13 protein-coding genes are annotated in these 25,511 nt (G+C 39.0%); 6 read left to right on the top strand and 7 right to left on the bottom strand.

What is annotated here, in order from left to right; all coding sequences use genetic code 11:
• The 7 genes from ABIL69_06595 to ABIL69_06565 form a co-directional block, all read right to left on the bottom strand.
• Positions 1–1,294: helix-hairpin-helix domain-containing protein (locus ABIL69_06595; GenBank protein ID MEO0123654.1), on the bottom strand; the 1,294-nt coding region annotated here is incomplete at its 3' end.
• A complete protein-coding gene (locus ABIL69_06590; protein MEO0123653.1) occupies positions 1,294–2,007 on the bottom strand; it encodes a hypothetical protein in 714 nt (237 codons plus the stop codon). The genes ABIL69_06590 and ABIL69_06595, both read right to left, overlap by 1 nt.
• Positions 2,004–3,251 carry a nodulation protein NfeD gene (locus ABIL69_06585; protein MEO0123652.1) on the bottom strand — a complete coding sequence of 416 codons (1,248 nt, stop codon included), beginning with the start codon at positions 3,249–3,251 and terminating at the stop codon, positions 2,004–2,006. The genes ABIL69_06590 and ABIL69_06585 overlap by 4 nt, the downstream gene beginning before the upstream one ends.
• 89 nt (positions 3,252–3,340) lie before the next feature.
• Entirely contained in the window at positions 3,341–4,681 is a 1,341-nt protein-coding gene (locus ABIL69_06580) for an HD domain-containing phosphohydrolase (protein ID MEO0123651.1), read from the bottom strand.
• 56 nt (positions 4,682–4,737) lie between these two features.
• Positions 4,738–4,953 carry a hypothetical protein gene (locus ABIL69_06575; protein ID MEO0123650.1) on the bottom strand — a complete coding sequence of 72 codons (216 nt, stop codon included), beginning with the start codon at positions 4,951–4,953 and terminating at the stop codon, positions 4,738–4,740.
• Between the two features lie 20 nt (positions 4,954–4,973).
• A complete protein-coding gene (locus ABIL69_06570) occupies positions 4,974–5,162 on the bottom strand; it encodes a hypothetical protein (GenBank protein MEO0123649.1) in 189 nt (62 codons plus the stop codon).
• Positions 5,163–5,405: 243 nt separating this feature from the next.
• On the bottom strand, positions 5,406–10,235 hold the full coding sequence (locus ABIL69_06565; protein MEO0123648.1) for a sigma 54-interacting transcriptional regulator: 4,830 nt from the start codon (positions 10,233–10,235) through the stop codon (positions 5,406–5,408).
• A 126-nt stretch (positions 10,236–10,361) separates the two neighbouring features.
• Between ABIL69_06565 and ABIL69_06560 the strand changes: the two genes are divergently transcribed.
• The 6 genes from ABIL69_06560 (at position 10,362) to ABIL69_06535 (ending at position 25,346) form a co-directional block, all read left to right on the top strand.
• Entirely contained in the window at positions 10,362–12,281 is a 1,920-nt protein-coding gene (locus ABIL69_06560) for an oligopeptide transporter, OPT family (GenBank protein MEO0123647.1), read from the top strand.
• Entirely contained in the window at positions 12,259–14,403 is a 2,145-nt protein-coding gene (locus tag ABIL69_06555; protein ID MEO0123646.1) for a tetratricopeptide repeat protein, read from the top strand. The genes ABIL69_06560 and ABIL69_06555 overlap by 23 nt, the downstream gene beginning before the upstream one ends.
• A gap of 445 nt (positions 14,404–14,848) precedes the next feature.
• Positions 14,849–17,794, top strand: coding sequence for an Ig-like domain-containing protein (locus tag ABIL69_06550; GenBank protein ID MEO0123645.1), 2,946 nt, complete (start codon positions 14,849–14,851; stop codon positions 17,792–17,794).
• Positions 17,795–18,207: 413 nt separating this feature from the next.
• Positions 18,208–22,188 (top strand): FG-GAP-like repeat-containing protein, encoded by a 3,981-nt coding sequence (locus tag ABIL69_06545; protein ID MEO0123644.1) that lies wholly within the window; start codon positions 18,208–18,210, stop codon positions 22,186–22,188.
• Between the two features lie 140 nt (positions 22,189–22,328).
• Positions 22,329–22,901: a DNRLRE domain-containing protein gene (locus ABIL69_06540; GenBank protein MEO0123643.1), complete on the top strand. Its 573-nt coding sequence runs from the start codon at positions 22,329–22,331 to the stop codon at positions 22,899–22,901.
• 249 nt (positions 22,902–23,150) lie between these two features.
• A complete protein-coding gene (locus ABIL69_06535; GenBank protein ID MEO0123642.1) occupies positions 23,151–25,346 on the top strand; it encodes a T9SS type A sorting domain-containing protein in 2,196 nt (731 codons plus the stop codon).
• The last annotated feature ends 165 nt before the right edge of the window (positions 25,347–25,511 follow it).

The raw sequence follows: 25,511 nt of genomic DNA, 5'->3' as shown, positions 1-25,511 counted from the left end.
TATCGGTAAAGCCTATTTTTTTACCAAGATTAAATTTCAAATCATATCTATTTGTATCTGCCTGGTTGTTGGTATAAATATTAACGGTCGTTCCTGCATGAACTATGGGCGAATTATTATTTAAATCGAAATATAAGCCAATGTAATCTTTATCTGCCTCAGCACCCTTTGGTGCATAGTATCCAGGATTGAAATATTTGCCCGCAATATTGAATTCAAAATTATAGGGTAAAAGTCCTACCCAGCCAAAAATACTGCCCAGGCGATTCTGGAACGACCTTGCAAATTCCGCGAAAAGAATAAATCTATCTGCATAATAATTCAGATTAAAACCAGTCATAAAATAATTTTTACCATAAAAACCAATTGTGGAATCAGAACATACAAATGACGGTTCATAATCAGACCAGTATGTGGTCTGTCCTAACAGAATTTTATCTTTTATATAGCGTATATTATAGCCAAATATCTCTTCGCGGATGCGGTCCTTGTGTGCATTTGATGCTGAATCAGTGTGGTTTCCTGAGGGATCAAAAGACCTTGCATATCCTGAAGTATCAATCCTGCCATCAAGTTTTTGATTTGAATAGAAAAGCGCATAATTAATGAATAGAGTATCAGTCAGCGCAGCACCAAAAAATCCACCATTTTCCATTGTTGAAGTATAGGGTGTTATACCCCGCTCCCGGGTTAGTAATCTAAAGTCAGTCCCCTGAAAGAATGTGCCGGTTGAAGAAAGAATGATACCTGAACCAAAATCAAGGTTGTAATTCCCCAGGGCAAATTTTCTTTTGCCTTCATCAATCAGAACGCCCGCGCTGTAGTAATCAAGAAAAGAAGATTCATAAGGGTCTTTTTCTGTGACAATAAAAATCTTGTAATCCTGCATAGCAAATATGTTTTTTGTATAATACTCTTCGCTACCAACTTTATCTAATTCCTTTTGGAGCCTCAATCTATTCTGCACAGCCTGCCATTTAAAAGGTTTAGTCTTTACTGTTAGATAGGGTCTTATCAACTCAACAAATTCTCTATCAAACCCTTTTATCTTGAGCAGACCATCAACTGTCTCAAAACTTCCGAATTTCTCCCTGTATCCAATAATCTTTAAACAATCAGCAGGTTTTAAAAATGGAATTTTTGATAATTCCCTTAAGTCTGCCGTATTAAGGTCAACTGGATTATTTTTTAAATTTTCTAATTCGAATAATATCGTTTCAAAATCTTTTTCCTGTTCGGTTTCAAATAAGTCCTGATTTAAAGTGTGAAATAACAAAAAAATTAAGGCGAACATCAAAAAAAATTAACAAAAAAAGAATGGGACAGACCCAACTGGCGATGGCTCGTTCCCGCATAATCAAGAATGATTCTACCAAGATGAATTCTTAAACCGAATTCAAAAAGAAAATTTTCCGTACTCAATCCAGTGAAACATTCAAAATTCTTTACTGGCATTATAAATAATCCGGGTTTTAAAAATGGTTTTTCTTTCTCTTTGCCCATTATGTAAAAATACGGTTTAAATTCTTTATTTAAAAAGTAATTTGAGCCAAAAACATAAGTCACCGGCAAATAATCAACTTCAGAAAATTTTGGATAATTTATATTATTAAGACAAAAATCAAATTTAAAATTAGAAAGATAATAAACGCTGCCCAATTTTATTGTATATGTAAAACGATTTGTATATTCTTTTATCCAGTTGTTTAAAAGACCGATGGAGATACCGCCCGTCAATGTTTTATAGATAAGGAATCCACCCGAAAGTTCTAATGCATTCTCTCGATATAGTTCATTACCTAATGTTTTCAGCCTCAACCTGAATGGTCTGATTTGCAGGTCAGCATTCCAGGTGTGTAACTCATTGATTCCAAATTTTTCATCACCACCAAATGATATAAATACTTTCGGTTCAATAAAATCCGCAGGATTGAATTTTGGGTTATTCAGGGCACAATCCGGAAAGAGAAAATTTTCAAAGATATTTAAAAGACAGAAAATTATCAAATCTCTTCAACCTTTAACACCATCCCCTCAGAGTTTAGAACTCTTATTTTTGCTCCCCTTTTTATTGGTTTATCGCTCACTGCATTCCACCATTCACCATGGACAAATGCAGTTCCTCCTTTTTCATCAATATCAGTTCTGGCAATACCTATTTCACCAACAAGTCCTTCTTTGCCGGCGGATGGTCTTCTGAATTGAGCTTTAATTCCCATAAACAACAAAATACCTACAAAAATGACAATAATAATGACAACGACCATTATCACCTCCCAGGATACCCTTAAAAACGGCAGGTCACTTTCAAAAAGAATCAAAGAACCAATTATCAGTGATACAACACCACCAACGCTCAATAATCCATGTGATGTTACATAAATTTCAAGGATGAAAAAGATTGCACTCAATATAATCAATGCCAGACCTGCATAATTAACGGGCAAAAGATGTAAGGCGTAGAATCCGAGGATTAAACATATGCCACCAACAACGCCTGGAAAAATCATTCCCGGGTTCTGAAGTTCAAAAAATAAACCGTATATTCCAAGCAATAATAAAATATATGCAATATTTGGATTTGTCAGTATCAAAAGCAATTTTTCTCTTAAGGTCATGGAAAGTTTTTTGGACGGGGAAGATTTTGTATCCAATTTTTTTGTTTGTTCATGGATTTTAATCTCTCTGCCATCAAGTTTCTTAATCAATTCTTCTTCGTTTTCTGCAATGATTTCACAGACACCAATCTTCAATGCGGTCTCATCATCAATTGAGGCACTTTCGCGCACTGCCTTTTCAGCCCACTGGACATTGCGATTTCTTGCCTTTGCCAGAGATTGTAGATATGCCACAGCATCGTTTGTCACCTTATTTGACATAACACTATCAACTTTTTCTCCTCCCATTCCCACGGGATGGGCAGCACCAACATTTGTTCCCGGTGCCATTGCGGCAATATGGCTTGAGTATAAAATAAATACGCCCGCAGATGCAGCCCTTGCCCCCTTGGGTGCAACATATATAACGACAGGAATTTTCGCATTTAAAATTCTCTTTGTTATTTCCCTCATTGATTCATCAAGTCCACCCGGTGTATCAAGTTTTATAATGAGACACTCTGCATTTTTTTCCTCAGCAATCGTAATGGCACGGAGTATATAGGCACTGCTTGCCGGACTTATGACCCCACTCAATTCACCAAGATAGATTGTATTCGTCTGTAGTATAACCAACGAAAATAAAATTGCCATAATTAATGATATTCATTTTAAAGAATAAGTCAAGATGAACAGGGGCTGGGGAAACAGGACCCCTAAACCCAGCCCCAAAGTGGGAGTGTCTATGAAGGGTCAACTGTTTTTTCAATAAGTTTTATCAAAGACTCTTTGGGAAGGGTTAAAAATACCTCAACTATTTCCGGGTCAAATTGTTTTCCCGCATACCTTTTTATTTCTTCCCTTGCCTCCTCGTCAGTGAGCTTTTTTCTATATGGACGGTTGCTCAGCATTGCTGAATAAGTATCACAAACCGCAAGGATCCGTGAAAAGAATGGAATTTCACTGCCCTTCAATCCTTCTGGATAACCGCTTCCATCCCATTTTTCATGGTGGTATAATATCCATTTCTCAATCTCCAGCAGTCCTTTTATAGGTTTAATTATTTCATAACTAAATATAGGGTGCTTTTTCATAATTATCCATTCATATTCACTCAAACTTGATGGCTTATTCAAAATATTTTCTGGAACCGCAATCTTTCCAACATCGTGTAATAAACCAGCGAATTTTATAAGTTCTAATTCTCTCTCAGAACATTCAAATTTTTTTGCCAATTCAACTGCAAGATTTGAAACCTGCAATGAGTGTCCTTTGGTATAAGGGTCGCGCATCTCAATTGCCTGCACCAGGGCAAATACTGATTCAATATTTATCTCTTTAATCTTTTCTATCGTCTGTATTTTATCAATTGCTATTACCAGTTGACGACTTATACCCTCAATATATTTTTTTACCTCGCCCGTCTGATAAGTTTTATTATTTGATAGCAAAATTATAGCACCTAATAGATCTCCCTTCAATATTAGAGGCACACCGATGAAGGTTGAACAATTCTCCTTTTTTAAAACATTAGGAAAATCAAAGTCTTTATTGGATTTTTCAATAAAAATACTCTTTTTCTCTTTAACAACCTTCCAGAGAAGACCGTCTTTATTTTCAATCATTTCTTTATGAAATTCTTCATTCAAGTTTTGATTTGCATAAGGGATTAATTTCATATCAGGTTTATGCAAAATATAAATGCCAAGGGCATCGCAATTAAATAGGTCTGCAATCACCTTTTTTACACCATTGATTATGCTCTTTGGTGTAAGTCCCGAAATTATAACCCGGTCAATCTCCCATAAACCTTTTAAATACTTAAGTATTTTATCAACTTCTTTGAAGATTTTTTTTGCAAAGATAAATCCTAAAAAAATTAATATGCTAATAATTAATATCAAAACCTCAAGTGCCTCAAGTCTGAATCCGAACAGGTTTAATAACCCTCTTATTGCCATAACGAATAAGGCGATTGAAACCAATATCCATGCAGGATTCGGCATCCTTTTATAATAATATAAAGAAATACCTATTGCAGTTATTTGAAAAAATAGCGCCGATATGGTTATTATCTCATTCATATAAATTTTTATTGTTTAAGGGACTGCCCGAAAGGGCAGTCCCCTTGAAAACATTATCAATCTACCCGGACCGGCTTCAGCATTATCTTGCACCAACCGAGTTCCTGGATGCTCATTATCCCATTATAGAATAATTTTATCTTTGAGCCAAATTCGGAACGATCATAATTTGCCAGTTTCAATACAATCATCTTATCATCCCGGTATGCAATCTCCCCACGGTATTTTGAACCATCAATCATCTTTATCTCATATAAATGGACAGGCGCCATAAAACACCCCTTTATTTAAATTAATTAATCGGCGGTGGCGGTGGCGGTGGAGCAGGTGCCTTCACCGTATCCGAATCTGCAAACGCCACTGCCGGGGTTATTATATCAAGACCTGACCCAATAACAGGATTACTATTCTGGTGCATACTGAGACCAAAAATTCCACCGAGCACCAGAAGGATTATGATATATGTTATTGCCCTCTTCATTTTGACTCCTTTTGCCTATTTATATAGCAAATTTCGTGCCCGAACAAAGTCTTGAAATTTCAAGAGAAAATGGACTCGGTCATTAATAAATGTGTCTAAAATTTGGACATATCTTGGATTTCTTAAAAGTATATGGAATTTCGTTGGTTTTTATGACATTCGTGTCAAAATTTTGGACACTTTCAAAATCTGTCGCATTTATAGAAAATACCCAGTCAGATTTTTAAGATCGTATTATAAAAACTATTTAATATCGTACTTATTTAAATAGTTATAAAGTGTCGCCCTCGCAATACCTAACAATTTTGCAGTCTTTTTCTTATCATAGTTTGTTGCATTCAATGCCTCAATTATCACCTCTTTTTTTATATCTTTTAAGGAAACTATCTCTTTCTTCTCTTTCCCCAGACCTATGTCATTTATCGTGATTATATTGCCTTTACACAAAGTCACCGCCCTTTCAATCACATTCATCAATTCCCTTACATTCCCAGTCCAGTGGTATTCTTTCAATCGTTCAATCACTCCAGTTCCAAAGCCTAAAATATTTTTATTCATTTGTTTAGAATATTTTTCAAGAAAGAATTTCGCAAGTTCCGGAATATCAATAGTTCGCTCCCTTAGTGGTGGCACCCTTATCCTGAAGACATTTATCCTGAAGTATAAATCCTGCCTGAACCTACCTTCTTCAACCTCTATCTCAAGTTCTTTATTTGAAGCAAGAATGAATCTTACATCTATCTTTCTCGTTGTGGTCTCACCAAGCCTGCGGATTATCTTATCCTCTACTGCCTCAAGCATCTTCGCCTGGAATCCCGCAGATGTATTTGAAATCTCATCAAGGAATATTGTCCCGCCTTCGCCCTCTTCTAATAGACCTTTTTTGTCGTTTAAGGCACCTGTGAATGCACCTTTTTTATGCCCGAATAGTTCTGATTCAAGCAGGGTCTCGGGTATGGCACCACAATTTATGGAGATAAATTTTTTATCCCTGCGTTTGCTTTTCAAATGAATCAATCGGGCAAGCATACCCTTTCCGGTTCCGGTCTCACCGGTGATTAAAACCGGCGCATCTGACTGGGCAATCGCCTCTATATCTTCATAAATCTTTTTCATTTTTCTTGATCTACTTATTAGATAACCAGCACCAATCTCGCCAATCACATTTGCCTTTAATAAAATATTTTCGCTCTTTAAATTTTTAAATATAATGGACTTTTCAATGACCGAGGCAAGTATCTTTGATATTGTGTTTAAAAAATCCCGGTCCTGTTCATTGAATATTGAGCCTGCCATCCTTGAGTCAAGGTATATAGCACCGACAATATTATCACTAACCACAAGGGGGATACAGAGTATTGAACGGATTTGGTTCAATAAAACACTCTTCTTTATATTGAATTTAGGGTCATCAACCGCATCCGGGATAAAGACTATTCTATTTTTATCAATCTCCTCAATTGTGGACTTTGAAAGTTCACCCGCATCCTTTATCGTCTTTTTATCTATATTCCTGCCGGCAACAAAATCCATCCCCTTTTCACCTTTAATAAATATCGCTCCCCTCTCTGCACCAGTAGCCTCTATCACCAGGTCAAGGACATTTAACACAAAATCTTCATCACCGAGATTAGAATTTATAAGTTCAGCGAGTTTAGAGAATGTATCAAGGTATTGGACCGATATTATCCTCCGTGAATAATCACGGATGATATCCGGGTAGATATATAATTTCAGTTTCTGAACCCTGTTCAATTCAAGTTCTGCACCGATTGTTTTAAATACCTGTTCCACTGACTCAAGTTCTTCTGCAATCTCTTTTATCTTCTCTCGCTCAAGGCCCTTATCAATAAGGGATTCAATCTTTAATTTTTTAATATATCCATAGTCGTATAAGAATCCCTTATTTTTCAGATATTTTAGTTCTGAATCTACATCTAATCTATCTATCAATTTCATTCTGAACTTATTTATCTTTATCAGGGCATCTGCCATTATATACTCCCTGCTATCCTTTATCGCAATCTTCTTTAAACTCTCTGCAAGATTCAATGAGCGTTCAAAATCTTCTATCTCATAATAGAACTGGCTTGATTTGAGATATGCCTCCTGTTGAATGGAGACCTCCAGACCTTCCTGTTTAAGTATATCAATACCCTTTTCTATATTCTCCCTTGCCTTTTCAATGCTTCCCAACACAGAATATACCAGACCGAGCCCTATAAGATATAAGACGCCTTCTTTCCTTGCTGATCTTTGCTCAAGTATTGACTTCGCCTTATCAATCTCTGACAACTTGTAATAAATCATTGCAAGCATATAATTTGCATATTCAGAATCCGGTTCAATTCCCAGGGCATTTTTGTAGAATTTAAGTGCCTTTTCAAATTTGCTCGTTTCTTCAAGAATACCAGCAAGCTGTGTAAAACATATATGCTGATGGATCTTATTACCAATCTTCAAGGCACTATTCAGGGTATGTTCAAAAATCTTCCTGGCATTATTTATATCACCGTTATTGCGAAATAATATTGCCTTGTTAATCATCCCTGACAAAAGGGCATTAAAGTCTTTAATATGCTCAAATCCTTTTATTGCAATCTCAATATATCTCATTCCATTTTCAATATTACCGGTCTGGAGATAAAAAGAACTCAATAGATTTGCTACATAGGCATATTGCTTGTTTAGACTGTTCTTTTCGCAGAATTCTAATAATTCTTTACATACATTCTCGCCTTTTCCATACTCACCCGTAAACCACCAGCGTGTAGCATCGTAGTATAATGACTCTGCCTCAAGTCCAGGGTCATTTATCCTTCGGGATATCTTTATCGCTTCATTGATTATCCTTCCCCCTTCATCAAAATCCCTTAAACTTATATAACAATAGGCAAGGCGGTTTAAGACCTCTACCTGCCTCTTTTCTTCTACATTTCCTTCAAGCGCTTTTCTTAGATATTCAATCGCCTTATCATAGTCTCCCAGATTTGAATATGCCTTTCCTATACCGAATAATGCATCACATCTAAACTGAATATATCTAACGGACTTATTGAAGTGTTCAATCGCCTTATGGTTATCCCCGGAAAGGAGATATAGATTACCTAATTTTATGAGAATTGAGGCGTATTCTTGTGATTTTTCACTTCCTGCACATTCAAGGGCATTTGTATAATATTCTATAGCATTATTTCTATCATTTATCTTTTCAGCGCTCTCTGCGGAAAGACGAAAATAGTGAAACGCCATTTTCGTTTCACCGATTTGCTTATATAGCCTGCCAAGCAGTGGGTAGTAAATTTCGTAAGATTCTATTTCTTCTATCGTCTGAGCAATTCTTTTAACAATCAGGACAGTATCTTCTTTTGCCATTTGTTTTTCAACCAGATTTTTTACTATCTGATTTGTAAGAACGAAAAATCTCTTACCATGTATATATTCGTCTTTAATAAGCCCCAATAATTTCAAAACCTCAATACTGGTATTATTCAACATAGGGAAGATTGACCAGAAAATAGAAGATTCTAATGGATAATCAGCAATACAAAGAACCTTCAAGATATTGATTTCGTCCTCATTCAAACCCTGTAGTTTCATTGATAATATTCCTTCAACATCTTCAGAAATTCTAAATTCTTTTAGTGCACTCATATCAATCTGCCATTTATTTATCTGGTAATCTAAAATATTCTGACTATGGAGCGCCTTCAAGGTTTCAACAATGAATAATGGATTGCCGCCGGTATACTTACGAAACCATTCTATAAAATGAGAAATTTCAGTCCCATCTTTTGTTTCAATCTCAAAAAATGTCTTATTAATCAATGTTCTCATCTCATCAATAGAAAATGGCTTTAAGTTAAGTTCAAAGAAATTTAAGTCCTTTACCCTTTGGTCATAATTTGCTGTGCCAATCATCGTAATATTTGTATTCTCAAGGCTATGCCCGATGAATCTGAACAGCCCGAGTTCATAATCATTCAATTTATCAAGGTCATCAACGAGTAAAACGACATTTCTATCTTTTGCATATTCAATCAATCGCTCAGTAATCTCATCATATACCTGAAACTGGTCTTCTTTCTTAGAAAAATCTAAATCTTTAAAATTAATGGAATCACAGACAAACTCGTGGAAATAACCATGTTCCCTGCCATTGAAAGAGAAGACATCATAGCCTTTGAAAAGGTATTTATAACGCAACTCTCTTAAAAACCTCGTCTTTCCTGAACCAACCTCGCCATTGAGAACCACCGTATCACCCTTCAATTTCAATAATCTTTCCATAATCTCAGGGATTTCAACAAATCCAGTTGGTGGTAATTGAACTTTATAATTAGGAAATACAAATTTTTTTTCAGGGACAAGACTGCTGAATACCTCAAATAATTCTAATGCAGTCGGCCTCAGGGCGGGTTCTTCCGATAAGAGTCGAAGGATTGTATTATTTAAAACTTCCGGGATATTTTTTATTGGTTTAATCGGCTGTTTTATACCTGACCCTGATAATATCTCATAGATAATAACACCGAGTGAGTATAAATCACTACGCTGGTCCATACCAATCCCTTTTATAACTTCGGGTGCGACATAACCAATGGTGCCATACTCTTTAATCTGATGGGTTGAAATGCCGGCAAATCCAAAATCAATGAGAACGGCTTTTTTTTCTTTTTCATTATAAATTATGTGTTCTGGTTTAATATCTCCATGTATAAAACCTTTATTATGGAATGCACCAAGTGCATTGATAATCTGTATTATTGACTCAATAAATTCCTCAGAAAATTTATTGAAAGAATGGGTTATCGGTTTTCCCCGCATATATTCAAGAGTAAAAAATGCCCTGTTATCTTCGGTAATATTATATTCATATACAGGGACAATATTGGGATGTCTGAATTGAGAAAGAATCTGGAACTCTCTGCGGATTATCTCATTAAATTCAGGATAACTCTCACGCGCGATCTTTAAGACAAGTTCGGTTTTACTATCACTAACCCTGTAGACTGATGTATAATTTCCTTTTTCAATCTCTTCAATGATTCTATACCTGCCTATTTTCTGCATTATATTTTAGTTTATTCTATTTCCTATAATTGTCAATGGACAAGATTTTTTGTCTTGAAAAAAGAAAATTTTTGAATATATTTTTGAGATTGAAGGACATTTTTCCTAATTTATCAAGGAGAAGAGATGAAATCAAATTCAGATTTTCAACCTTATATAAAATCGGATGAGAGAATTGGTGAATTCACTGTAAGGGCAGTTGTTCTCGGTTCAATCCTGGCGATTGTCTTTGGTCTGGCGAACGCATATCTCGGATTAAAAGTTGGAATGACGGTATCCGCATCAATCCCCGCTGCAGTAATATCAATGGCAATTTTGAAGGGTGCACTAAGAAAAGGAACAATATTAGAAAATAATATTTCCCAGACCATTGGCTCTTCTGGTGAATCATTGGCAGCAGGGATTATCTTTACAATCCCCGCATTCTTTATGTGGGATTACTTTCCTGATGCCTGGACAATTATTTTGATTTCTTTTTTGGGTGGATTTTTGGGCATTTTATTTATGATTCCTTTAAGAAGGTATTTAATCGTTCAGGAACATAAGACCCTTCCCTATCCCGAGGGAACCGCCTGTGCTGAGATCTTAAAGGCAGGTGATAAGGGGGGTGCAAAGGCAAAGATTGTATTTTCAGGTGTGGGAATCGGTGCTTTATACAAATTTTTGATGAGTGGTCTGAAATTGTGGAAAGAGACTGCAACCTGGCTGGTGAGCGGTGTAAAAGGAATGGAAATCGGCATTGACTTAACACCTGCTTTATTAGGTGTTGGATTTATCATTGGTCCAAGAATCGCTTCCTATATGCTCTCCGGTGCAATCCTTGGTTATCTCGTGATAAGCCCTTTGATTGCGTTTATTGGTGCAAATTTAAATACACCAATTCCTCCCGCGGATAATATCGTTGCACTCCTCTCTCCTTCGGAAATTCGCAGTTATTATATTAGATATATCGGTGCGGGTGCGGTTGCGGTCGGTGGATTGATAAGCCTTCTACGCGTCTGTCCGATCGTATTTAAATGCTTCAAACTCGGATTCGTTGAAATGTTCAAAGGATTTAAATTTTTACCCGATAAGAATGCCCCAAGGACCGAGCAGGATATCCCAATGAGTGTGGTAATTGCTGGTGCAATAATAATTGCAATCTTAATGTTACTCATTCCCCAGACCCATATTGGCATTATTGGAATGTTGATCGTTGTTATATTCAGTTTCTTCTTTGTTACTGTTGCATCAAGGATTGTGGGAATCGTTGGTAGTTCATCAAGCCCGGTCTCAGGGATGACAATTGCTACACTGCTTATAACCTGTTTGATATTTGTCGCTTTTGGCTGGCGGGGAATGCCGGGAATGATCGGTGCAATGTCCATTGGTAGTGTCGTTTGTATTGCAATATGTATGGCTGGTGATGCATCCCAGGATTTAAAGACTGGATTTTTAGTTGGCTCAACTCCTTTCTACCAGCAGATTGCTGAATTTATCGGTGTTATTATCCCCGCATTATTTATGGGTGGTGTATTGATGCTTTTACACAAAACAATGGTGATAGGTTCTGATAAACTTCCCGCACCCCAGGCAACGCTCATGTCATTTGTAGTAAAGGGTGTGCTCAGTGGAACCTTACCCTGGACCTTTGTTGGTCTGGGAGCAATTCTTGCAATTGCTGTGGAATTGCTGGGAATATCTGCATTACCATTTGCAATCGGACTCTATCTTCCATTATCACTATCAATGCCGATTATGGCTGGTGCGTCAATCTACTATTTTATACAGAAAACATCTACGGGTGAAATTTTAAAATTCAAAGAAGAGAAAGGCATTCTATTCTCCTCAGGTCTTGTTGCCGGTGACGCCCTCGTTGGTGTGCTAATTGCATTTTTGATTGGAATCCCTGCCCTCAATAAAATCTATGAGAGTTTACCAGTGGGTGCCTGGCTTGGCAATTATGCTAATATCGGTTCTATAATTATCTTTTTTATTCTTGCATTAGTCCTTTTCTTCCATTTGCATAGTAGAGGTGAAAGAAATGTCGGTAGAAGACCAGATTAAAGAAGCAATAACAAAACAAGACTTTGCTTCTGCAGCCCGATTGGTCGTAGCGCACAGCCGTGATTTGCTCCAGCAGGGAAAAATCAATATATTAAAAGAATTCCTTAACGCAATCCCTGAAGATGAGTCTGCAAAGAATCCAAAACTCTTACTCGTTCGTGCCAACACCGATTATTTAAGTGGCGAACTGCTCAGTGCCGAAAGAAAGATTCAAACCGCAATTCCAATCTTGAAAAAACAGGGTGATAAATCAGGGCTCACTGCGGCATATCGTTATCTATCTTATATCTATCAGGATATGGGAGAAAATAAAAAGGCAATTGAAGTTTCAAAACTTGGCTTGAAACTTCTTCCCCCAGACGACTTTCGAGGAAGAGCAGGACTATTATCTACAATAGCAGGGAGTTACTGGAGACTTTTAAAATACAAAGAAGCCATACAATTTTATAAAAAAGTAATGGATATTTATATTGCAATTGGTGATAAAGAAGGGGAAATGCGCACGCTTGCCAATGCTTCAGCAATAGATGTGAAATTGGGAAATTTTCAAAAAGCAAGAAAAGAAAAAGAAGAAGTACTCAGGTTCTATGAAAATTCAGATAACAGAAGGAGTTATTGTCTTGCGGCTTTGAATCTTGCTGGATTGTATCTTTTGATGAGAGAACTTGACCGTGCTGAATCGCTCTCCACATCGGCAATCACCGAGGCTATGAAGATTGGTCTGGGCTTAGCAATTGGTCCGGCAATGGTTAATTTAGGTGAGATATTAATGTTCCAGAAAAAATTTAAACAGTCAGAAGATACCCTTCTTCAGGCAATGAAAAAGACCGATGATGCCCAGACTTCATCGTTTTTGACCAACTGTTGTATTGCGTTAAGCAGATTATATCGCTTACAAAATAAGATTGATTTAAGCAAAAAATATGCGCTAAAGGCATTGGAATCTTGCCCAGCAGATACACCAATTGAAAGGGCCGGTGCTGAATTCAATATGGCACAGTTATACTTTGCAACCGGCAAATACACAGAGGGTCTCAAATTATTGAAAAAATCGCTCAACTATTATAAAAAAATGAAAATGGCATATCATACCGCGACTGGTTATTTAGAACTTACAGATGATTTATTAAATCAAGAAAAAAAGGCATCTGCCGTTAAGACATTTTCAAAGGCACTTAATATCTGTCAGAAGTACGGCTATGATTTTTTATTTGACCCTGCAATTTTTAATAATTACTGGCATCTTATTGAAAAATTGAATCCCCAGAGTCCGCGCCTTTATATCAAAAAACTGAATTTAAAATATAAACCGCTTACAGCAATTGGATCAAAACTCCCAGAGATAAAATTTCTTACCTTCGGTGGATTTGAAATATTTGTAAATGGTGTAAAAATAGAAAAATGGCGCCGGAATTCGGCACGATTGGTATTCAGCCTACTCTTTACAAAACAAATAATAAACAGGGGTGGGGAACTCATATTCGAAGATAAATTTGTCCCCAGTGATACACTTCTACTTGCGCTCTGGCCCGAAAAACCACAGGCGCTGGCAACAATGAACCTACAGGTCGCAATAAACGAACTTCGCAAAAGGTTAGAACCGAATTTGAAAGAAGGTAAAAAATCACAAATAATAGAATATGAAAATCACTCTTACCGGATGAGGTTGGATAGTATCCACACCGACTTAGAAGATTTTTTGAAATTTTATCGCCAGGCACGGCAATTAGAAATATCAGGAAAAAATAAAGAGGCATTAAAATTCTACCAAAAAATCTTTGACTTGTATAAGGGTGACTTTTTGTCGGGAATTGATTTAGTAGATATTATAATGGTGCGTGAGCAGACACGCGAGATTTTCATTAGTGCAGCCATTACCGCCTCACGCATAAACCTCAAATATAATAATATTGAAAGTGCTATCAGCACCTGCAAGTTGGCATTATCAAAAGATGAACTATCAGAGGAATGCCATCGGGTTCTGATGGAATGTTATGCACAGATAGGTAGAAAGGACCTGGTATTAAAACAATATGAAAGAATTAAAAATATCATAAAAGATGAATTAGGTCTGGAACTGAGTAGGGAAACAGAGGATTTGAAAAATCATCTCCTCTCGTAGGTTTTTTTATAATTAGCAGGGCAAGGCTTTAGCCTTGCATAAAAACACAAACCTAAAGATTTACCTGAGACTGCCGATTCATTAAAATTGATGTAGTGTCCGAGTTTACTTGGCTCTTATAAATTTGCAGACCAAGGTCTGCCACTACGAGTCAATCATTTTTTTCCCAGTAGTGGTTGAACTTGCTCAACATTGATTATTGCAGAGTAAACTCTGCCACTACAGGATTTGATGCAGACCAAGGTCTGCCACTACAATCTGCCATGTCCTAAAACAATATCTTAATCACCTTCACAACAAACTGGTAAGTGTTTGGTAAGTGGAATTTTTATAAAATAATGAATAAATTTATAGCTATGCTTGACTTTGCTTCAAATATCTATATAATTAGCCACAATCTTTTTGGCAAATGCCCAAAAATCAAAATGGACAACAAGGAGGTTCAATGAAAAAGCTATTAGCACTTGGCATTGCAGTAGGATTGTTTTTCGTTGGTTGCGGTGATAAAGAACCACCCGAGGTTTCAATCACCCAACCCGCAAATGGAGACACCGTTGGTGGAACCATTATCGTTAATGCGAATGCAACTGATAATAAAGGAGTAACTGAAGTAGAGTTTTACATAGATAACATCCTCGTTTCCACTGACCAATCTTCACCCTATTCCCATTCCTGGAATACCTCCGCCTTACAGGATAATTCTCAGCACAATATCTATGCCAAGGCTTATGACAAGGCAAATAACGAAGGAACTTCAGAAGTAATAACCGTAGTGGTCATCAATCCACCAAACACACCAGCAACACCCTGGGGTCCTTCAAGTGGTTATCAGGGCTCTCAATATTCTTATGAATTCTATACTTGTGCCAGTGACCCGGCTGGTCAGGGTGTGGCAGTAAGATTTTCCTGGGGTGATGGAGATACCTCAGCATGGAGTTCGTATCAGGTGAGCGGTGATACAATCGCAATGACGCACTCATATTTATCAACTGGCACATTCAATGTCACTGCCCAGGCAAAGGATGTAAATGGAGCAACCTCAGAATGGTCAGGTGCACATCAGATTACAATTACTACCGGCTCCAGCCAGGCACCGAATGCCCCTACCGTCACCGGACCAACGAGCGGAAATCCAAATGTGTCCTATGATTTTAATGCCACAACAACCGATCCCAATAATGACTTAATCTCAATCCGCTTTGCCTGGGGTGATGGAGATACCTCAAACTGGAGCGGTTATGTATCAAGTGGTTCAACAGTAACAATGTCCCATTCTTATGCAAACACTGGTTTATACAATATCACTGCACAGGCAAGGGATATCCATGGTCTAAGGTCGTCCTGGTCTTCCCCACACCAGATTTTGATATATACCGGCGGTGCCAATAATCCACCAAATACACCAACCCTAACCGGTCCGACGAGCGGATATGTAACAATTGCACAGACATTCTCTGCAACCACTACCGACCCTGATGGTCAGAATATCTCAATCCGATTTGCCTGGGGTGATGGGGATACCTCAAGCTGGAGTTCTTTTGTTCCAAGCGGTGGCACAGTCCAGGATACCCATACCTATACCTCAACTGGCACATATTCAGTCCGTGCCCAGGCAAGGGATATTCAAGGGGCAACATCTGGTTGGTCAAGTCCCCATTCTATAAACATAACCGAAGGAATTATAATTACCAGGCCGAATGGCGGTGAAACCTATCTATCTGGTGAATACCACCCAATCCACTGGAACTGGTATGGAAGTTTTTCAGGAGTAACAATTGACTACTCAACTGATGGCGGAACTTCCTGGACTACTATCGTCTCCAATACAAGCAATGATGGTTGTTATCACTGGAGTGTTCCATATAAGAGCACGACATATCCTAACTGCCGGATAAGGGTGAGCCATGCGACAAATCCAAATATCTATGACCTCAGCGATGCGAACTTCACAATTGCCAGGGATACTATCACGGTCGTTATGCCTAATGGTGGAGAAAATTACTATGTTGGTAACTACTATCCAGTCCACTGGGATTGGACCGGAAACTTCTCCACCGCAAGTATTGATTATTCAACTGATAATGGAACTTCCTGGACATCAGTAATTTCATCTACTACGAACGATGGATGTTATGCCTGGAATGTAGCAAATGCACCTTCTACCACTGCCCTTGTTCGAGTTAAAAATCAGAGTGATGCCAATCTCAATGATGTAAGCAATTCAGTCTTTACGATTGCCAGACCCGTATTTACAGTTAAAAGGCCGAATGGTGGTGAAACTTATCGGAGTGGTAAACACTATCCAATACACTGGGAATGGGTCGGCGGCGTCAGCACGGTTAATATCCAGTATTCAACAGATGGTGGGACGATCTGGACAAATATCGTTACCGGTGCAACCAATGACGGTTCTTATAACTGGACCGTGCCGAACCTGAATTCAACCAATTGCCGTATCCGAGTGGTGAGTTCTCAGGATGCAAATGCCTATGACATCAGTGATAACAATTTCACAATAACCACGACCCAGGTTTCTGATTCAATTCAGGTCACCTCTCCCATGCTCAACGATACCTGGATACAGGGTGGAGATTATTACATTACCTGGACCGGCACATATACCGGAAGCGTGCGTATAGATTATTCAACCGATGGTGGTTCTTCATGGAATCAAATAACATCAAGCACAAGTGGTGGTTATTATCTATGGTCAATCAGCGGAAACTTTTCAAGTAATAACTGCAAGATAAAAGTTACCAGCACCTCCAATCCCAGTAACTATGATGAAAGTGATATATTCACCATAAATCTCCAGACCATCACAATCACATCACCGAAGACAAGTGATATATGGCTGAGCGGCAGGGATTATTATATCACCTGGTACTGGAATGGTGAATTTTCTACTGCCCGAATAGACTATTCAACCGATGGTGGTTCAACCTGGAATCAGCTAACTACCGCCACTTCAAACGATGGTTATTATCTGTGGCATTTGCCTGATGGGATAAATGGAAACAACTGCAAAATCCGGGTTGGGGTTGCCAATACTACAAATTATGGCGTCAGTAATACATTTACAATCGCACCCCAGACCATAAAAGTAACTTCACCACTCAATGGCGATATCTGGTATGCAGGAAGGAGTTATTATATCACCTGGGACTGGACCGGCGACTTTTCTAATGCCCGATTAGACTACTCTACTGATGGTGGGACAACCTGGAATCAAATCGCTCAGAATGCCGCCAATGATGGTTATTACCTCTGGACCGTTCCCAATGTCTCAGGCACGAACTGCCGGATTAGAATTGCCAATACCCAGAATACCAATGCCTATGGTTTGAGCCAGACATTTGAAATTCGTAGTGGTGGCAAAATAAGACGCTAACATAAGCAAAAATTAATCAAAGGGGGAGTGGCAACACTCCCCCTTTTTTATTAACTTAATAAGCAAACCTAAAGCCTTACCTGAGACTGCAATTCATTAATATCTCCGAGTTTACTTGGCTCTTATAAATTTGCAGACCAAGGTCTGCCACTACAATCTGCCACGTCCTAAAACAATATCTTAATCACCTTCACAACAAACTGGTAAGTGTTTGGTAAGTGTGAATTAATATAATAAATTGTGATTAGAAGGCTATATAATTCCTGTTCCAGGGCTAAATCGCTTAAAAAAAGAAAGACGATTTCTGCCCAGAAGAGGAAAAAACTAAATAATAAATATAAAAAATTATGGCTTTTAAGAATATATAAGGATTATGAAATCCGTGATTGGTCAATTGATTGAAAGGAGGTATTATGAAAACTTTTACTAAGTCTCATTGTTGGATGGTCTTTTTATGCATTACCCTACCCATCTTTCTTTTGGGGAATACAAATATTCCCGTACCTGCAAAAATGGATAGCGACTGGTTGACAACCATCCAGCAGAAAATAAAAGAATCTGAATATGAAATAAGGTGGCAGGATAAAGCAGGTTGTTATCAATCTCCTAACCGTGCTCAAAATCTCCGTTTTTCATATTATGTTGACGGTTTCAAAGCAGAACCGAGGGTTTATGAAAAAGATAATTTCTGGTCTGTGATAATTAAATTGATTTCTGTTGGAAGAGACAAAAAAGAAGGTATATATCAAGGAGATATATTAAAAGTTGATAAGAACAAAGCCGAAGTAATAGGAAATCTGTTGAAAATTGATTTTGAAAATATGGAAAGTGGAATGAGGCAAAACTTTGTGGTATCCAAAAAGTTGAAAGGAAAAGGCAATCTGAATTTGAATCTCACTGTAGAATTATTGGGTGTTGAGATGAATGTCATTGATGATAAAATAACCTTTATCCGTGCGGTGCCGGGTGGTTCTTGTGTTATGAACTATCTGGATATGAAGGTATCGGATGCAAATGGTAAAATAATTCCCGCCCATTTTGAAAAATCCGAAAATGGATTCAAAATTGTCATAGAAGATGCTAATGCAGTTTATCCCATAACTGTCGACCCATTATCTCAAACTCCCAACTGGACAAGTGAAGGTAATCAAATATTGTCGTTTTATGGAATTGCAGTAGCCTCAGCCGGTGATGTCAATGGTGATGGATACTCGGATGTAATAGTCGGTGCCATGTGGTTTGATAATGGACAGACAGATGAGGGTATGGCTTTTGTTTATCACGGTTCAGCAACCGGATTACCAACTTCACCAAACTGGACTAATGAACCAAATCAGGCATATGCTCATTATGGATATGCAGTTTCCTGTGCTGGTGATATTAATGGCGATGGATATCAGGATGTTCTAATTGGGGCACCCGGTTATGACGCCGGATTCCAAGATGTGGGTGCCGCATACCTGTATTATGGTTCTGCTTCTGGCTTATCCAATACAGCATACTGGATTGGGCAATCAAATCAGGCAAATGCCCATTACGGTAATTCATTATCCTGTGCTGGAGATGTCAATGGTGATGGATATTCAGATGTGATTGTCGGTGCTCCAGATTATGATAATGGGCAAACAGATGAAGGCATGGCATTTGTCTATTATGGCTCGCCTTATGGTTTACCTACTTCACCAAACTGGACCGGCGAATCAAACCAGGCATCTGCATATTACGGTATCTCAGTATCTACTGCAGGTGATGTCAATGGCGATGGATATTCAGATGTAATAATTGGTGCTCACTATTATGACGGTGGACAGACTAATGAAGGTAGGGTTTATGTCTACCACGGTTCCGCATCTGGTTTAGCAACTTCGCCAAACTGGACCGGTCAATCAAATCAGGCAAATGCACATTATGGTACTTCGGTTGCCTGCGCTGGTGATGTCAATGGTGATGGATATTCAGATGTGATAATTGGGATACCTGAATTTGACAATAACGAAACCGATGAAGGACGGGCTTATGTCTATCATGGTTCCGCATCTGGATTGTCAACACTCCCGACCTGGTCTGCCGAACCGAATGTTTCAAATGCCTCATTTGGGCGATCAGTCGCTACTGCAGGCGATATAAATGGTGATGGATACGCGGATGTGATTGTTGGTGCCCCATTATATACCAACGGACAGGGTGACGAAGGTGCTGCATTTGTTTATTGTGGCTCCGCCTCAGGATTATCCAATACAGCAATCTGGATGGATGAGGGGAATCAAAATGGTGCATATTTTGGCTTTTCTGTCTCTACGGCGGGCGATGTTAATGGTGATGGATACGCAGATGTGATTGTTGGTGCCCCATTCTACACCAACGGACAGGATTACGAAGGTGCTGCATTTGTCTATCATGGTTCAGCATCCGGATTATCAACAGCACCAATGTGGACCAATGAAGCAAATCAGAACAATGCATATTTTGGCTTTTCTGTCTCTACTGCAGGTGATGTCAATGGCGATGGATATGCTGATGTAATCATAGGCGCGCATTATTATGATAATGGTGAAACTGACGAAGGACGGGCTTTCGTCTACCATGGCTCGGCAGCCGGATTATCCACAACCCCCAACTGGACCGGCGAATCAAACCAACCATCTGCATATTACGGTGTCTCAGTATCTACGGCAGGTGATGTCAATGGTGATGGATATTCAGATGTAATAGTAGGCGCGCATTATTATGATAATGGTGAAACTGACGAAGGAAGGGCGTATGTATATCATGGTTCGGCTACCGGATTATCTACAACCCCAAACTGGACCGGTGAATCAAACCAGAATAATGCACGGTACGGAACCTCGGTCGCCACTGCCGGCGATGTCAATGGCGATGGATATTCAGATATAATCGTCGGTGCCCCATTATATGACGATGGAGACACTGACGAAGGTGCAGCCTTTGTCTACCATGGCTCGGTATCTGGACTATCCAACACCCCCAGCTGGATTGGTGAAGTTAATCTTACAAATGCATGGTTTGGGTATTCGGTCTCTACGGCTGGTGATATCAATGGTGATGGCTACTCTGATGTAATAATCGGAGCACCTCAAAGTTGGCTATTTCAAAATCGTGAAGGATTGGCATTTGTATATAATGGTTCAGTATCAGGTCTTTCTGTGAATCCAAGTTGGTTAGGAGCTTCACTCCAGGCCAATGCATATTTCGGCACTTCTGTTGCCTATGCTGGCGATGTGAATGGTGATGGTTATTCGGATGTAATCGTTGGAGCTCCCAATTATGATAACGGACAGACGGATGAAGGCCGTGCTTATGTCTTCCATGGTTCGGCTTCGGGATTGTCCTCAAACCCAAACTGGACCGGCGAATCAAACCAAGCATCTGCAAATTACGGTATATCGGTCTCTGCTGCGGGTGATGTCAATGGCGATGGATATTCAGATATAATCATCGGTGCCCCATATTATGATAATGGACAGACAGATGAGGGTATGGCTTTTGTCTATCACGGATCGGCAACCGGACTATCCAGCACGCCCAAATGGACCGGCGAATCAAACCAAACATCTGCAAATTACGGTATCTCAGTCTCCACTGCCGGCGATGTCAATGGCGATGGATATTCAGATGTGATAGTAGGTGCATATTTTTATGATAATGGTGAAATGAATGAAGGAAGGGCTTTTGTCTATTATGGCAATGAAGTAATGGGTGTTAATGTAAAACCCGAGCAAATGAGACCAGATTTTTCCCGGCAGATTGTTCCACCATTATTCACTTATTCAAATAATTCATTCGGTTCAAGGTTATTCGGACGGTCGTCCTATGGACGGGTTATTGCCAAGGCGCAGTTTGAAGTAAAACCTTTTGGTGCGCCATTCAATGGCATAGATCTTGTGGAGTCAAACTGGATAAATCTTGGGACAACAGGGCAGCAAATAAGCCGTGTAATAACCGGGTTATCGGTCAATACCTGTTATAAATGGCGTGCAAGGATAAAATACCATCCAAAATATGGTTCACCGATACACTCAAGATGGTATTATATTCAATCAAATGGGCTTAATGAAACTGATTTCCGAACGGGCATACAGGTTGGTACTAATGAAGATAATACTGACCCAACACTCTATGAAATAAATTTAATGGCTAATAACTCACCCGGAAAAGTAAGATTCAAATACAGCGGATTAAAACATGGCAATGGAACTCTGGTGATCTACAACATTTTAGGTTCGGAAGTAAATAGATTCCAGGTTTCGGGCACAGAATACGAATGGCATGGCAAAGATAAAAATGGGAATACATGCGGTTCTGGTGTCTATTTTGCTCGGATAATATCCCTTGATTCTGCATCGAACAGCGTCAAATTCATATTTTTACAATAAATCAAATTCTGTTTGTGAAGTAGAAGTCAGAGGTATTTATGTTTGATAAAAAACAAAAGATACAACACAAAAATTTGATTCTGTTGGCCATAATCTCTTTGTTGTGTTTCTCTTGCGGTCAGAAAGACCGGAGGTTAGTTATGCAAAACAAAATAAAATGCCAGGTTGTAAAAGATACCTGGATATACAAGGCACAGCCTAATAAAAATTATGGGGATGGTGGTGGCTGGAAGGATATCACCGACCCATACAACCCAGTCACCATTCCCAAATTGTTTTTGGGTTTTTCCGGAACCGATAAGGAAATCGTTCTGCTCCAATTTGATATTACCAATTTACCTAAAGACAAGAAGCCAAAGCGCGCTGTGGTAAAATTATACAACGATTATTCAGGTTCTGATGCACCGACCCAGGTTGCAGCGAAACAGATTCTCTCTACATGGGAAGAAATGGCGGTTACATGGAAGACTGCTCCGAAATTATCCGATAATGTAGTATCAGTCATTACAATCAAGGGTGCCCGCTCTGAGCGTGAAGGTGGGATATGGTACGAATGGGATGTGACACAGATTTTGGAAAAATGGCTCGCGGGTGAGCCCAACTACGGCATTGCCCTTGACCCGGTTGGCGAATATGGTGTGGAACGCGAATTTGTCTGCAGAGAGTATAAAGAAAAGTCAAACTTTGTTCCGACTTTGGAAGTAGAATACTGATGAAATTATGTGAAGTATAAAATCTTTTATTAATAGAAAAATTGTAGTGGCAGACCTTGGTCTGCAATATCTTCGCAAGGCTGAACTCGGGTTCTGAAAGAACCATCGCTTTATGAAGGAAACCTTGCCCTACATTGTACCTGTCGATTGAAAGGCTAAAGCCTTGCCCTACATTAACTGAGCCCGTCGGACATAAAATCATTGACATAAAAATATTTTTTATTATAATTTTACCATCAAGGGGGTAATGTGAACTTCATCAATTTATTTTTAATAATCAGTGCGCTTATGCCCAATCCTCTAAAAAAGATTTGGGATATGCAGAAAGAATATTATAATCCCCAATATGTAAACAAAGAAACAGGAACTTTTAATCCCTGGACCTGGAATCTGGTTAATCTACCCGGTGGCGAAATCCTCGGCACATTCAGCAATCCTAATTCCCCAAACCTTGCCTTTGCGATTTCCTTTCGTGATATCTGGCGCACGACTGATGGTGGTGCAAACTGGAGTTTATCATTAGAAAACTGTATGCCCCGAGGCGGTATATTATCAACAACTTCAAGGGGAATTGTTGTTGACGGCGGTGGTGTCGTCTGGATAACCTTGAATGGTGGAAATGACTGGGCAGAGGTCTTATACACCAACAATTTTCAGACCGCAAGTTTTGATGTTGCGGATACGGTAATCTATCTGATTGACAGCATTCCCCCAAGGCTCTGGCGCAGCACAAATGCGGGTTTATCCTGGCAGATAATTGCTACATTCAATAACCTTTATAGTATTGACTGCATCGCACATCTCAAGAGCAATCCCGGTGTGTTCTGGTTTACTGGCCACACCACTCCAGATGATACATTGACCTATATCTACTTCTCTCCTTCTTCAGGATTCGTTGATACAATCGTTACTGGCGAAGTCGCTGATATCCAGCCCAATCCATATAATCCCAATCTTGTGCTCATTACCACTGACAACGGAATATACCAGTCAACATCAGCCCAGGGACCCTGGACAAGGATAAATGAACCCTATGCATTCGGTTTATTCCAGGCAGCGGATATTGAATTTACCGGCAATGACACAATTATTGTCTCAAGTGTCATCAATCCGGGAATATTCCGGGGTGTAAGACAATATGGATTCTGGCTCTTCTCTCAGGTAGAATCAAGGGAGATTGCAACCTTTATGAGCCCTGCAGGCTCAGGAACATTCTATGCAGGCAGCCTTGGCAAAGGAGTATTCAAAACGACGAATAATGGCTTATCATGGAGCGTCCAGCGTAATAATCTTTATGCCCATACCATTATCAGTTCTGGCGCTGCAAGTTATCCTTCGGTGGATACAGTTTTTTATAGCATCGGTCTTGGTGGAACTGTTTATCGAATTAAAAATTATGGTGCTTCTTATGATACATTGAAGAACTTTCTCTTAATGGGCTCCGCAGTTGAATCCGCACCAACCAATCCCAATTTTATTATCGCCTCCTGTGCTGATGCCCAGATTGTCGGAACTACATTTTCCCTGGGGACGATATTTACCTCTTCGGATGGCGGTCAAAATTGGACAAAGGTTGATTCTACTTATCTGCCCACAGACTTTCTCATTACCAGTGACCCCAATGTCATCATTGGACTCTGTGATACATTTTTGATTCGTTCAACAAACGGCGGGGTCAATTTTACCCCGGTATTTGCACAACCTGCTTCTCTATCCAATCTTGCGGGGATTGATACAATCTTTGTAGAAACAAACAATTCGGTTTTTGTCAGTTATGACCGTGGTGCAACCTGGCAATTCTTGACGATTGACCCGGGACAGGAGACAGATGAAATATCTTATGATAACAATCAAAAAATCCTCTATCTCACGGATATTCCACTTTACCGATACCATCTATTAACCAATACTCTTGATAGCGTCCCGATTAATGGTTATGCCAACTTTTCTACCACTGTCGCACCCAATGGTAGTCTTTACTTTCTATATTATGGTACGGATACAACCTATATTGCCCGCTCGTTTAATACCGGCAACACGATTGAACAGGAGCCGTTTCCTATCCCCCATTTCTTTGGTGGTTTACTTGCCTGTAATGATGCATTATTCTATTACGAAGGTGGCAGGAGATTCTGGGTGAGTACCGACATTACACACGGAATTACTGAAAACAAAATAAGAGAAAACAATCTGTCTTTCTTTGTTCCTACACTCGCCAAGAAAAATTCGCTGGCGAGGCTTTCCTTCATGATAGACCAGTCGCGCACTTGTTTAATAAAATTATATGATGCAACCGGACGTCTGGTTAAAAATATCTATGAGGCAGATTTTGATCCCGGAATCCATAATCTTGAATTCAGCACTAAAGGACTAAACAGCGGTACTTATTTCTTAATTCTGAAATCCGATGGACAACAGAAAGTGCGGAAGATTATTATTTATTAAAGTAGAAGACCCTGAAAAACGGATTTACACGGATTAACAAAAAACAATAAATCCTCATGATTTTCATTCTTCACTTACAAGCTGGGGATAGATAAGGTTATTTTTTCCATCGTTCATAGTATACAAAAGATATGATATTCATCAAGATAGGACTTTCAGTCAACA

This window comes from candidate division WOR-3 bacterium (genome assembly GCA_039802005.1).
Lineage (GTDB): Bacteria > Hydrothermota > Tepidihabitantia > SM23-42 > JAOAFX01 > JAOAFX01.
Note: the sequence above shows the minus strand (reverse complement) of the source record. Positions and strands in the feature narration are given on the sequence as shown.